This is a genomic window from Kitasatospora sp. NPDC059795, assembly GCF_042732175.1.
In the GTDB taxonomy this organism is placed as follows: domain Bacteria; phylum Actinomycetota; class Actinomycetes; order Streptomycetales; family Streptomycetaceae; genus Kitasatospora.
The window spans coordinates 460,742-472,929 of record NZ_JBHWID010000002.1 but is presented as its reverse complement, the minus strand read 5'-3'; the positions used below and the strand labels follow the sequence as shown (position 1 = coordinate 472,929).

8 protein-coding genes and 2 tRNA genes are annotated in these 12,188 nt (G+C 70.6%); 4 read left to right on the top strand and 6 right to left on the bottom strand.

What is annotated here, in order from left to right:
* Nucleotides 1-13: 13 nt before the first annotated feature.
* The 3 genes from rsgA to hisN all read left to right on the top strand — a co-directional run bounded on the left by rsgA (nt 14) and on the right by hisN (nt 2,299).
* On the top strand, nt 14-1,069 hold the full coding sequence (gene rsgA, locus ACFV4P_RS06080; RefSeq protein ID WP_380467816.1) for a ribosome small subunit-dependent GTPase A: 1,056 nt from the start codon (nt 14-16) through the stop codon (nt 1,067-1,069).
* A gap of 89 nt (nt 1,070-1,158) precedes the next feature.
* On the top strand, nt 1,159-1,482 hold the full coding sequence (locus tag ACFV4P_RS06075) for a DMT family transporter (protein ID WP_380467814.1): 324 nt from the start codon (nt 1,159-1,161) through the stop codon (nt 1,480-1,482).
* A gap of 19 nt (nt 1,483-1,501) precedes the next feature.
* A complete protein-coding gene (gene hisN, locus ACFV4P_RS06070; protein WP_380467812.1) occupies nt 1,502-2,299 on the top strand; it encodes a histidinol-phosphatase in 798 nt (265 codons plus the stop codon).
* A 153-nt stretch (nt 2,300-2,452) separates the two neighbouring features.
* Here the strand turns inward: hisN and ACFV4P_RS06065 are convergent, their stop codons facing one another.
* From ACFV4P_RS06065 to ACFV4P_RS06045, 5 genes are all read right to left on the bottom strand, one after another.
* Nucleotides 2,453-4,369 carry a tetratricopeptide repeat protein gene (locus tag ACFV4P_RS06065; RefSeq protein ID WP_380467810.1) on the bottom strand — a complete coding sequence of 639 codons (1,917 nt, stop codon included), beginning with the start codon at nt 4,367-4,369 and terminating at the stop codon, nt 2,453-2,455.
* A gap of 352 nt (nt 4,370-4,721) precedes the next feature.
* On the bottom strand, nt 4,722-6,728 hold the full coding sequence (locus tag ACFV4P_RS06060) for a glycosyl hydrolase family 18 protein (protein ID WP_380467809.1): 2,007 nt from the start codon (nt 6,726-6,728) through the stop codon (nt 4,722-4,724).
* A gap of 258 nt (nt 6,729-6,986) precedes the next feature.
* Nucleotides 6,987-7,060, bottom strand: a tRNA-Met gene (locus tag ACFV4P_RS06055).
* A gap of 145 nt (nt 7,061-7,205) precedes the next feature.
* Nucleotides 7,206-7,279 (bottom strand) — tRNA-Met (locus ACFV4P_RS06050).
* Nucleotides 7,280-7,336: 57 nt separating this feature from the next.
* Nucleotides 7,337-10,237, bottom strand: a complete 2,901-nt coding sequence (locus tag ACFV4P_RS06045; protein WP_380468166.1) for a UPF0182 family protein — start codon at nt 10,235-10,237, stop codon at nt 7,337-7,339.
* 172 nt (nt 10,238-10,409) lie between these two features.
* On the opposite strand from ACFV4P_RS06045, the gene ACFV4P_RS06040 reads away from it, so the two are divergent.
* Nucleotides 10,410-10,970: a PPA1309 family protein gene (locus ACFV4P_RS06040; protein WP_198953406.1), complete on the top strand. Its 561-nt coding sequence runs from the start codon at nt 10,410-10,412 to the stop codon at nt 10,968-10,970.
* Nucleotides 10,971-11,053: 83 nt separating this feature from the next.
* Here ACFV4P_RS06040 and ACFV4P_RS06035 read toward each other — a convergent pair whose 3' ends face one another.
* The gene (locus tag ACFV4P_RS06035) at nt 11,054-12,139 is read right to left on the bottom strand and encodes a PDZ domain-containing protein (RefSeq protein WP_380467807.1); all 1,086 of its coding nucleotides are present in this window, start codon (nt 12,137-12,139) and stop codon (nt 11,054-11,056) included.
* Between the last annotated feature and the right edge of the window lie 49 nt (nt 12,140-12,188).

The window sequence follows — 12,188 nt, the reverse complement described above, 5'->3', positions numbered from 1 at the left end:
GGGGATCACGAACATGCGCCGCTACGGCAAGGACGCCGACGAGGACGACATCCGCAGCCGCCCGGGCCGCCGGGGCTCCCGCCCCCGCACCCGCATCCGGCCCAAGCACGAGGACGCCGCCGGGGCGATGATCCTCACCGTGGACCGGGGCCGGATGACCTGCCTGGTCGACGGCGGCACCAAGGACGAACGCCTGGTCACCGCCATGAAGGCCCGCGAACTCGGCCGCAAGGGCGTGGTCGTCGGCGACATCGTCAACCTGGTCGGCGACCTCTCCGGGGACCCCGACACGCTGGCCCGGATCGTCCGGGTCGAGGAACGCACCTCGGTGCTGCGCCGCACCGCGGACGACGACGACCCGTACGAGCGGATCGTGGTCGCCAACGCCGACCAGCTGGCCATCGTCACCGCGCTCGCCAACCCGGAGCCCCGCCCCCGGCTGATCGACCGCTGCCTGGTCGCCGCGTACGACGCCGGGATGAAGCCGCTGCTGGTGCTCACCAAGTCCGACCTGGCGTCCGCCGACGAGCTGCTGGAGTCGTACGCGCCGCTCGGCATCGACTACGTGGTGACCCGGCACGACGAGCTGGCCACCGCCGGCGCGGAGGCCGTCCGCGAGCACCTGCGCGGGAGGACCACCGTCTTCATCGGGCACTCCGGCGTCGGCAAGACCACCCTGGTCAACGCGCTCGTCCCGGACCAGCAGCGGAGCACCGGCCGCGTCAACGCCGTCACCGGCCGCGGCCGGCACACCACCGTCTCCGCGCTCGCCCTGCGGCTGCCCCCGCCGCCCGGCGTGAAGCCCGGCTCCCGGAAGGCCCTCGACCCGGGCTGGGTGATCGACACCCCCGGCTTCCGGTCCTTCGGCCTCTCCCACATCGACCCGTCCCGGGTCATCCTCGCCTTCCCCGACCTGGAGCCCGGCACCGAGGACTGCCCGCGGGCCTGCTCCCACGACGAGCCCGACTGCGCGCTGGACGCCTGGGTCGCCGACGGCCACGCCGACCCGGCCCGGCTGTACTCGCTGCGCCGCCTGCTCGCCACCAAGGAGGCCCACGAGGACGACTGAGAGTTCACGCAGCCGACGAGTCGCCCGGCCCTGCCCACTGGGTAACGATAGGAAGGTCACACCGTCCTATCTGACAGGGAGTCAACCCGATGGCATGGGCCATGGTGATCCTCGCCGGTCTGCTGGAAACGGGATTCGCGGTCAACCTCAAGCTCAGCCACGGCTTCACCAAGCTCTGGCCCACCGTCAGCTTCTGCCTCTTCGCCCTCGGCTCCTTCGGCCTGCTCACCCTCTCCCTGAAAACCCTCCCGGTGGGCAGCGCCTACGCGGTGTGGACGGGCATCGGCGCGGCCGGCACCGCGCTGTACGGAATCGTCTTCCTCGGGGAGTCCTCCTCCACTCTCAAGCTGGTCTCGATCAGCCTGGTCATCGCCGGTGTGATCGGTCTTCAGCTCAGCGGCTCGGGACACTGAGTCCGCTAGGGTTCGGGGCATGGCCGACTACCACGACGATCTCCGACTCGCCCACGTCCTCGCCGACTCGGCCGACTCGGTCACCATGGAGCGCTTCAAGGCCCTCGACCTCAAGATCGAGACCAAGCCCGACCTGACGCCCGTCAGTGACGCCGACAAAGCCGCCGAGGAACTCGTCCGCTCGGTCCTGCGACGCGCCCGCCCCCGCGACGCGGTGATGGGCGAGGAGTACGGCCTGCAGGGCTCCGGCCCGCGCCGCTGGGTGATCGACCCCATCGACGGCACCAAGAACTACGTCCGCGGCGTCCCCGTCTGGGCCACCCTGGCCGCCCTCCTCGAGGAACAGCCCGACGGCGAGTACGCCCCCGTCGTCGGCATCGTCTCCGCCCCCGCCCTCGGCCGCCGCTGGTGGGCCGCCAAGGGACTCGGCGCGTTCGCCGGCCGCAGCCTCGCCAAGGCCCAGCGCATCCACGTCTCCAAGGTCTCCCGCCTCGCCGACGCCTCGCTCTCCTTCTCCTCCCTCAGCGGCTGGGAGGAGCGCGCCCGCCTCGACGCCTTCCTCGACCTCACCCGCAAGTGCTGGCGCACCCGGGCCTTCGGCGACTTCTGGTCCTACATGATGGTCGCCGAGGGCGCCGTCGACATCGCCGCCGAACCCGAGCTCTCCCTCTGGGACATGGCCGCCCCCTGCATCGTCGTCCAGGAGGCCGGCGGCCGCTTCACCGGCCTCGACGGCATCGACGGCCCCTCCGGCGCGGACGCGGTCGCCACCAACGGCATCCTCCACGAAGCGACGCTGCGTTCGCTGAGCCTGTAAGGGCGAGCCGACAGGGGCGCGGGGAACTGCGCGCAGCGGAAGGCACCCAACCGCAAGATCGCGACGCAGGACAATAACCTGCACGTGATCGCGACCTTACGGACGTGGTGTGCGCTTGTCGCGCAGTTCCCCGCGCCCCTGTTTTCGCACCCTCTACGCGCTGAGCTCCGCCGTCATCGCCTCCAGCAGCCGCCCCGCCCGCTCCGCGACCTCCGCAGGCCCGTACTCCATCGCCCGCTTGCACCAGTTCTCGGCCTGCACCGTCTCCCCCCGCCGCAGCGCGAGCAGCGCGAGCCGCAGAGCCGCCCGGCCGTGGCCGGCGTCGGCGGCGCGGGTGTACCAGAGCATCGCCTCGGTCTCGGAGTCCTGACGGGCCAGCAGCAGGCCGAGGTTGAACGCCGCGCTGCGGCTCCCGCCCTCCGCCGCCCGCCGGTACCAGCTCTCCGCGATCTCCAGCGCCCCGCGTTCCGCCGCCCGCACCCCCATCCGGACCTGCGCCCGGAGGTGCCCGGCGTCCGCCGCGATCGCGTACCAGTGGTCGGCGTCCGCGTCGGCGTCCCCGCGCCGGTCGAGCAGCGAGGCGAGCCGGAAGGCTCCCTCCGCGGAGCCGCCGTCCGCGGCCTGCCGGTAGCGGTCGAGCGCGCCGACGAGGTTGCCGCGCTGTTCCTGGACGACGGCCAGTTGCAGGGCCGCTTCGCCGTGCCCCTCGGCGGCGGCGCGCGCGTACCACTCCTGGGCCTGCCGGGTCTCGCCGCGGCCGGCGTGCAGCACGCCGAGGTTGAACGCGCCGTCGACGGATCCGGCTTCGGCGGCCTTGGAGAACCAGGGTTCGGCGCCGGATTCGTCGCCGCGCTGGAGCAGCATGACGGCGAGTGCGTTGCAGGCTTCGCGGTGGCCCGCGTACGCCGCGCGCCGGTACCACTGTTCGGCCTGGGTGTCGCGGCCGGCGCCGGCGCACAGCAGGCCGAGGTTGAACGCGCCGTTGTGGTCGCCGGCGTCGAGCGCGGCGCGGTACCAGTGTTCGGCGACGGCGTTCTCGCCGCGCCCGGCGTGCAGCGCGCCGAGCGCGTTGGCCGCTGTGCCGTCGCCGGCTTCGGCGGCCTCCTGCCACCATTCGGCGGCGGCGGTGGGGTCGCCGGTGTCGCGGAGCAGGAAGCCGAGGGCGCAGGCGGCGCGGGCTTCGCCGTTCTGGGCGGACTGCCGGTACCAGCGGGCGGCTTCGTCGAGGTCGCCGCGGGATTCGAGCAGCACGCCGAGGCGCAGCGCGGCGCGGGCGTGGCTGCGGGCGGCGGCGGTGCGGTACCAGGTTTCGGCGGTGTCCTTGTCGCCGGCGGCTTCGCGCATCCGGGCGAGGCGGTAGGCGGCTTCGCGGTGGCCGGAGTCGGCGGCGGCCTTGAACCAGCGTTCGGCGCGGACGTCGCGGCGGTGTTCCATGAGGTCGCCGAGGGCGTACGCGCCGAGCGGGTGGCCCTGTTCGGCGGCGAAGTGCAGCCAGTATTCGGCGGCTTCTTCTTCGCCCTGGTCGCGCAGTTGCAGGCCGAGGGCGTGGGCGGCGGGGGCCGAGCCGGCGACGGCGGCCTGTCGCCACCACTGGCCGGCTTCGGCGCGGTGGCCCTGCTGGTGGAGCAGGACGCCGAGGTTGTTGGCGGCGGCGCGCAGTCCTGCGGCGGCGGCGGCGCGCAGGTAGGGTTCGGCGTCCTGGAGGTCGCCGCGGCGCAGCAGGAGGGCGCCGAGTTGGCTGGCGGCGCCGGGGTCGCCGGCGTCGGCGGAGCCGCGGTGGCGGGCTTCGAGGGCGGCCTGTTCGCGGGCGGCGAGAGCGGTTTCGAAGCTGTCGGCGCCGTCGTCGCTCTCCAGCAGGTCGCGGGCGGAGGCGGTGGCGACGACCTGGTCGGCGGTCAGGTGGACGAGGCTGTCGGGGCCGTAGCCGGACGTGGCGGGGCCGCCCCGGGTGCTGCGCTGCGAGGGCAGGCTGCTGCCCGGCCGTCGGGCGGGTCGGGCACCGGTGTCACTGTCCGTGGTGCTGTTGGCCGCCAGTCGTTCTCCCGTCCCGTTTTTTCCGATGAGTTTCATGCCGACTCCAGCTCCCCCCGAGTGTCGCGGCATTCGCCCCCGGCCGTCGGCCCGGGGTGGTTCCCCCGGGGGTCGCGCCGGATCGGACGGCCTGTCAATGGCCGCGCCGCGTCCCCCTCGTGGTCCATCGTCGCATCACCCGTAACCCTCGTACACCTGCTCCGTCCGTTTTGGCGGAGCGGGGCCGAAGCCCGGCGAGATTGCTTCAGCGCTTTGTCGATTTCCCGACACTGAGCCCCACAAACCCCAACCCCGCATCGTACCGGAGTCGATCAACTCTCGACGCATGCAAGGGCGAAGGCCCGGAGGGTGTCTCCCTCCGGGCCTTCGCTGCACGCGTGGTGACGTTGGGTCAGCTGACGGTGAAGTCGTCCGCCTGGTAGGCGCCCTGTCCGTACCAGCCGTGCACCCAGATGGTCACCGAGGTGACCGAGGCGCCGGTGGTGAACTTGGTGGACAGCTGCGCCCACGAGCTGCCGCCGGGGGTCCAGGTCGAACTGTCCGCCCCGGAGCCGGTGACGCCGAGGTAGGTGTAGTTGCCCTTCACCCATGCGGAGAGCGTGTAGGTGGTGTTCGGCTTGACCGTGACGGTCTGTTGGCACTGCGCGGTGTCACCGGCACTGGCGTTGCCCTGCAGCGCGTACGAGCCGGTGTGGCCGCCGCCGACCACGCTGCCGCCGCTGCCCCCGCAGGTCCACGGGCTGAGCGCGCCGGACTCCAGGCCCGGGTTGGCGACGATCCCGCCGCCGGGGCCGCTCGGCGAGGAGGACGGGCTGCTGGACGGCGAGCCCGAGGGCGACGAGGACGGCGAGCCGCTGGGCGAGTTGGACGGCGACGGGCTGCTGCTGGTGCTGCTGCTCGCGCTCGGCGACGGCGAGGTCGGCGGCGCCGGGCAGTTGGCGGCCGAACCGGAGGTCGCCGTCATCAGCGGGTTGAGCAGCACCGCGTTCGGGTCGTCGTACAGCGAGAACACGAAGGAGCCGCCGAGGCCGTTGCAGTGCGCGTAGTCCATCTTGGCCTGGATCGACTTGGTGTTCTCCCCGGACCAGAAGTTGGTGCCGTCGTAGAAGTACGAGGCCTGCGACGCCGGGTCCCAGTACGTGTAGCTCGGGTTGTCGACGACTCCCAGCAGTTCCTTGTACATCCGCACGCCGGCCACGTTGCCGGAGTTCGGCGCGCCCTGCGCGGGCCCACTGGCCGGCTGGAACAGCCCGTGGTTGGCGCCGGCCGCCACGCCCGTCCAGCCGCGGTAGTACAGCGGGACGCCCATGTTGAGCTTGTTGGCCGGGAAGCCGCCGGGGATGCCGTACGAGGGGTCGCCGACCGTGTAGGCCTTGATCGCCTCGTCGATGGAGTACTTGGCGTTGCCCGGCGGGATGTTGTTCGACGGGTCGCTCGGGTTCTGGTACACCGGCGTCTGGTGGTTGGTCGGCCCCTGCGCCTCCCAGCCGCCGTGCATGTCGTACGTCATCGGGTCGGCGAAGGTCAGGTACTGGGCGATCTTGTCGGTCTCGATGTACTGGATCTTGTCCTGACCGGCCGGCAGCGCGGCGCTCAGCGCGTAGGTCTTCCCGTCGGCGCTGCCCTGGGCGTTGAGCTGGTTGCGGAACTCGGCGAGCAGCGCGGTGAAATTCTGCTTGTCGTTGGGCGAGGCGTGGTTGCCGAGGTGGCCGCCGCCGCCCGGGTACTCCCAGTCGATGTCGAAGCCGTCGAAGATGCCCTTGCCGGTGCCGGCACCGCCGTAGCCGCCCTGCGCGGGCAGGTTGCCCTTGATGAACATGTCGACGCAGGAGGAGACGAGCTTCTTGCGGGAGGCGTCGGTGGCGGCCGCGTCCGAGAAGTACTTGGAGTAGGTCCAACCGCCGATCGACATCAGGACCTTGAGCTTCGGGTACTTGGCCTTCAGCTCCTGGAGCTGGTGGAAGTTGCCCGCCAGCGGCTGGTTCCAGGTGTCGGTGGAGTTGTCGACGCTGTTGCCGTTGGCGAAGGTCTTCGCGTAGTCGGCGTAGTAGTCGCCCGCGCCGTCGCCGGCGTTGGGGTTGTTCTCGTCCTGGGAGGCCGCCGAGTTGGCCTCGAAGCAGGTCAGGTTGGTGGGGTCGATGTTGGCGAAGTCGTACAGCAGGTAGTCGAGCTTCCCGGCCATGCCGTTGGTGTCGACGTTCTTCAGGTAGTAGGCGTTCTGGTAGATCGACCACTGGTCGAAGTAGGCCACCTTCATGCCGCCGCTGGTGGCGGGGGCACCGGTGGTGTTGGCCGGTCCGGCGGACGCGTTGGGGGCTCCCAACAGCGACATCGCCCCGGCGAGCAGGGTGGCGGCCGCGGCCGTGACGGCCCAGAGCCTTCGGTTGTTGCGGTGCATGCGGATGTGCCTCTCCTGTCACGTGGGGATGCAGGAAACGCCGTCCGACACCCCGGTCGGGGAGAGCGGCAGACGGGGCAGAACACGATCAATTCCCGTTGCGGGCATACGCGTTGCAGCACCACCAGGCGGGCGGTGGGGGCCGCTCGTCATGGGCACGACCCAGATTGGACTGGACCACATGGAGTGTCAATGGGACGCACTCCGGGGAATGGCAAAGGCCCGGAGGCTGATGCCTCCGGGCCTTTCGCTACAGAGTAGCGGGGACAGGATTTGAACCTGCGACCTCTGGGTTATGAGCCCAGCGAGCTACCGAGCTGCTCCACCCCGCGTCGGTGAACAAACAGTATCACGATCACGACCGCACCCATGACCACCCCCGGGACGCCGAGGTTTCCGAGGCCCCTGAGGTCTCTGGGGCCCTTGAGGAACGGCAAAGGCCCGGAGGCTGATGCCTCCGGGCCTTTCGCTACTGAGTAGCGGGGACAGGATTTGAACCTGCGACCTCTGGGTTATGAGCCCAGCGAGCTACCGAGCTGCTCCACCCCGCGTCGGTGAACAAACAGTAGCACGACTGCGGGGTGGAGCAGCAAATCGGTTTTCGCAGCTCAGCCGGTCGGCGCCGGTGAACCCGACGGCGCCGGCGAGCCGCCGCCGTTCTTCGACTCGGCCGCCATCGCGGCGTCCAGCGCCTTCTGCAGGGCCTGCTGCGCCTGCCCGTAGGCCGCCCAGTCGCCGTTCTTCAGCGCGGCCTGGCCGTCGGTGAACGCCTTCTGGGCGTCCGCCAGCGCCTTGTCCAGCGCCGGGTTGGCGCCCGGCGTGGTCGGGGCGGGCGGGGTGGTGCTGCCCGGGTCGGCGGGGGCGGGCGGGGTGGTGGCCCCGCCGGCCGTCGGGCCGAGCACCTTGGCCAGCGCCTTGTCCAGGGTGTCCTCAAGGGCCACGTTGTGGTCCCCGTACACCGCCAGCACCTTCTTCAGCACCGGCACCTTCGCACCGCGCGCCACCAGGTACACCGGCTCCACGTTGAGGATGCCGCCGCCGACCGGCAGCGTCAGCAGGTTGCCGTACACCAGGTCGGAGTCGCTGCCGCTGCGCAGCAGCGTCAGCTGGCGGGCGACCTCGGTGTCGGAGTTGAACTTCGCCTGCGTCAGCGCCGGGCCGAGCGCGCCCGACTCGGACGTCATCCGCAGGAGCCGCAACTTGCCGTAGTCGTCCCCGGGGTCGGCGTCCGCCGTGAGGAACGCGGCCAGGTTCTTCCGGCCCGAGGGCACGAACGAGCTGGTCAGCGAGAAGCTGGCCTTCTCCGCGTCCGGCATCCGCACCGTCAGGTAGTACGGCGGCTGCACCTCGTCGGCGTTGACGGTCGGGTCGACCGGCACCTCCCAGATGTCGGTGCCGTTGAAGAACGCCGTGGCGTCCGTCATGTGGTACATCCCGAGCAGGTCGCGCTGCACCTTGAACAGGTCCTGCGGGTAGCGCAGGTGCGCCTCCAGCTCCTTCGGGATGTCCGCCTTCGGCTGGACGGTGCCCGGGAACGCCTTCATCCAGGTCTTCAGCACCGGGTCGGCCTCGTCCCACTGGTAGAGCGTCACCTCACCGGTGTACGCGTCGACCGTGGCCTTCACCGAGTTGCGGATGTAGTTGACCTCGTTGACGGCGCTCAGGGTGCGGCCGCGCTGGTCGGTCAGCGAGTCCTTGGTGGCGTCGCCCAGCACCGTCTTCGACGCGAACGGGAAGCCGTCCGAGGTGGTGTAGCCGTCCAGCACCCACACCAGCCGGCCGTTCTCCACCACCGGGTACGGGTCGGCGTCGATCGACAGCCACGGCGCGACCTTCTCCACCCGCTCCTTGGGGGTGCGGTCGTAGAGGATCTTCGCGCCGTCCTTGATCGCGCCCGAGTACAGGATCTGCGGCTCGCCGAACTTCATCGCGTACGCGGCCCGGGTCAGCGGGTTGTCCAGCGAGACGCCGCTGCCGCCGGTGTACTGGTACGTCCGGTCCGGGTCGGAGTCCCGGGTGTAGTCGATCTCGTCCATGCCGGGGCCGACGATCGAGTACATGGTGGACTTCTCGCCGTAGTACACCCGCTGCTGGTAGTCGCCCAGCGACCCGGTGGTCGGCAGCGACTGCTGGGTGTAGACCGGGTTGCCGTTGGCGTCGACCTGGTTGCCCTTGGCGGCGACCATGCCGTAGCCGTGGGTGTACTTGAAGTGGTCGTTGATGAAGTTGCGCTGCTGAACGCCCGACAGGTCCAGCTCGCGGACGCCCATCACGGTGTCCTGGTCGCCGTACCGGTCCACGTCCAGGGTCTTCGGGAACGAGTAGTACTGCCGCAGCGCCTGGTTCTGCTGGAACGTCGGCGACACCACGTTCGGGTCCAGCAGCCGGATGTCCGAGATCGTCTGCGCGTCCTGCTTCAGCTTGCCCGCTTCCGGGGCGTCCGTCGGCGTGTACGGCTGCACGTCGACGCCGGCGATGCCGTAGGCCTGCCGGGTCGCGTCGATGTTCTTCTGGATGTACGGCGTCTCCCGGGCCTGCTCGTTCGGCTTGACCTGGAACTGCTGCACGATCGCCGGGTACAGCCCGCCGACCAGCACCGCCGACAGCGCCATCAGCCCGAAGCCGATCAGCGCCGGCGCCCAGGTCCGCCGCACCGGCGTCAGGAAGAACAGCACCGCGCAGATGATCGCCACGAAGAACAGGATCGTCTTGGCCGGCAGGAACGCGTTCGCGTCCACGTACCGCAGACCGGTCCAGCCCTCGACGCCCTTGTACGACTCGCTCTTCACCGCCAGCGCGTACCGGTCCAGCCAGTACGCCCCCGCCTTCAGCAGCACGAACACGCCCAGCAGCACGGCCAGATGACCCTGCGCCCCGGCGCTCGCCCGGCGACCCGGGCCCTGCAGCCGCAGCCCGCCGTACAGGTAGTGCACGGCCGCCGACGCCAGCAGCGACACGATCACCGCGCTGAACGCGAAGCCCAGCAGGAACTCGTACCAGGGCAGGTCGAACGCGTAGAACGAGACGTCCAGGTGGAACTGGCTGTCCTTCTGCCCGAACGAGGTGCCGTTGACCCACAGCATCCACGTCCGCCAGTGCGCGCCCGCGGCCGCGCCGGCCGCCAGGCCGACCAGCAGCGACAGGCCGATCAGCAGCCACTTGCGGAACGGCGCCACGCCCATCCGGTAGCGGTCCAGGCTCTGCTGCTCCACCGACATCGCCGCCAGCGGCGGCCGCAGCCGGTACGCCAGCCACAGGTTGAACCCGACCACCAATGCCATCAGCAGCCCGAACACCGCGAACAGGCCGGCCTTCGCGCCCAGCTGCGAAGTGAACACCGAGCCGTACTTGACCGACCGGAACCACAACCAGTCGGTCCACAGGCCGGCCACCAGCGCGAACACCAGGAACAGCGCCGCCAGCACACCGACCGTCAGCAGCAGCACCTTCGTCCGGCGCGGCGGCGGCCCGACTCTCGCTCGGAAACCCGGATCGGAACGATCCGGCATCTGGAAGGTCAAGACGCCACCTCAGCTGTTGTTGTCGTTGGGGATGACGGTGTCGCGCCGTGGACGGGCGGACACCGGGACTCCCATGTGGAACTTAAACAGTCTTTACCGGAGTTCCCGGAGACTGCGTCGGAGTTGGAGACGGCCGCCCCGAACATGTGAGGATGGCCCCATGTCCGACTCCCCTGACCTGACCAACGCTGCCTCCGGCATGCCCGCCGCCACCCCCCTCACCCGGGCCGCGCTGGAGATCGACGAGCACGCCGCCACCCTCGGCTGGGACGGCCCGGCCCGCCTGTTCGCGCTGGTCGACAACGCCCAGATGCGCAAGGCAAACCCGCGGCTCGCCACGCAGCTCGGCCTGGACGAGAACCCGACCGGCCTCACCCCGGTCGAGCAGGAGGAGATCCCCCGGGGCACCGAGCTCGACCGCTTCCTCGGCACCATCGCCTGGCCCGACGGCGTGGTCGGCTGCGCCCTCGTCGTCGAGCGCCTGATGCTCCCGCCGGGCGCCGAGTCCTCCCGCCCGAAGAACGCCACCGAGCAGGAGATCAACGACTGGGTGGCGACCCACCCGCAGCGCCAGGAAGTCCGCATCACCGCCGCCGTCCTCCGCGGCGGCGGTCGCGAGGTCGCCCTCCGCCTCCGCGAGAAGGACATCGCCCGCGAGGTCCTCACCGGCCCCGACCTCGTCCCCAACCTCACCACCGCCCTCCTGGCCACCTTCCAGTAGGCGAAGCCCGCGGCGCGAAACGACGGGAGAGCACAGCCAGGGGCGCGTGGGAGTACCTCCCCACGCGCCCCTGGCTGTTCCTCCTACTTGCTGTTGCAGCTGGGCAGCGCCGCCTTGTCCCCGCTCCGGATGGAGTCCAGCGCCTTGACCGCGCCGGCGAGGTTCTCGACCTTGACCAGCGTGAGCCCGGAGGGCGTCCCCTTCGTCGCCTCGGTGCAGTTGTCCGCCGGCGTGAAGAAGTACTCCGCGCCCTTGTCCCGCGCCGCTATCAGCTTCATCTGGATGCCGCCGATCGGCCCGACCGTCCCGTCGTCGTCGATGGTGCCGGTGCCCGCCACGAACTTGCCGCCGGTGAGGTCGGTGGGGGTGAGCTTGTCGACGATGCCGAGCGCGAACATCAGGCCGGCGCTCGGGCCGCCGACGTCCTGCAGGCCGATGTCGATCTTGAACGGGTAGGTGTGGTCGACGCCGGGCGTGATCCCGACGATGGCCCGGTCCTCGTCCGGCGCCTTGGCGGTGGTGATCGTCACCTGCTGCTCGTTCGCCGGGTCCGGCGTCGCGTCGGCGGCCTTGGCGTGCGGGACCACGGTGAAGACGGCGTTCTCGCCGGGCTTGTGCTTCATCACCTGCTCGGCGACCTGGGACCGGCTGTTGATCGCCACGCCGTCCACCGCGACGATCCGGTCACCGGCGTGCAGCTTGCCCTCGGAGGGGCCGCCGGCGGTCACCGAAGAGACGATGATCTGCGTGGTGACCGGGATGTCCAGCTGCTTGAGCGCGGCGGTCTTCGCACTGTCCTCGGAGGACGCGAACTCCTCCGCGTTCTGCTGCTGGGCCTCCTGGTCGGTCTGCCCCTTCGGGTACACGTTGTCGTGCGGCACCACGAGCACGTCCCCGCGCATCCAGCCGACGATCGCCGAGATCAGGCTGGGCTGGTAGTTCGCCCCGGTGACCTGGACCGTGGTCATGTTGAGGTGACCGCTGGTCGGATAGGTCTCCCGCCCGGTGATGGTGATCACCGGGGTGCCGGTCTTGTCCTGCGTGCCGAGGGTGTTGTACGTCGGCCCCGGGCTCATCTCGGTGAACGGCACCTTCATCAGGACCGAGGCACAGAGCAGGCCTATCAGCAGCAGGGTGGCGGCGAGCATGGTCGCCGATCGGCGTGGCATGGCACGACAGTACGGGAAGTGAAGGTCGTCATGTACTGCCGGTGCGCGC

What these genes read in the sequence shown, in the direction of transcription:
- rsgA (WP_380467816.1), top strand. Translation starts at nt 14, where the DNA reads ATGCGCCGCTACGGCAAGGACGCCGACGAGGACGACATCCGCAGCCGC.
- ACFV4P_RS06075 (WP_380467814.1), top strand. Translation starts at nt 1,159, where the DNA reads ATGGCATGGGCCATGGTGATCCTCGCCGGTCTGCTGGAAACGGGATTC.
- hisN (WP_380467812.1), top strand. Translation starts at nt 1,502, where the DNA reads ATGGCCGACTACCACGACGATCTCCGACTCGCCCACGTCCTCGCCGAC.
- ACFV4P_RS06065 (WP_380467810.1), bottom strand. Translation starts at nt 4,369, where the DNA reads ATGAAACTCATCGGAAAAAACGGGACGGGAGAACGACTGGCGGCCAAC.
- ACFV4P_RS06060 (WP_380467809.1), bottom strand. Translation starts at nt 6,728, where the DNA reads ATGCACCGCAACAACCGAAGGCTCTGGGCCGTCACGGCCGCGGCCGCC.
- ACFV4P_RS06045 (WP_380468166.1), bottom strand. Translation starts at nt 10,237, where the DNA reads ATGCCGGATCGTTCCGATCCGGGTTTCCGAGCGAGAGTCGGGCCGCCG.
- ACFV4P_RS06040 (WP_198953406.1), top strand. Translation starts at nt 10,410, where the DNA reads ATGTCCGACTCCCCTGACCTGACCAACGCTGCCTCCGGCATGCCCGCC.
- ACFV4P_RS06035 (WP_380467807.1), bottom strand. Translation starts at nt 12,139, where the DNA reads ATGCCACGCCGATCGGCGACCATGCTCGCCGCCACCCTGCTGCTGATA.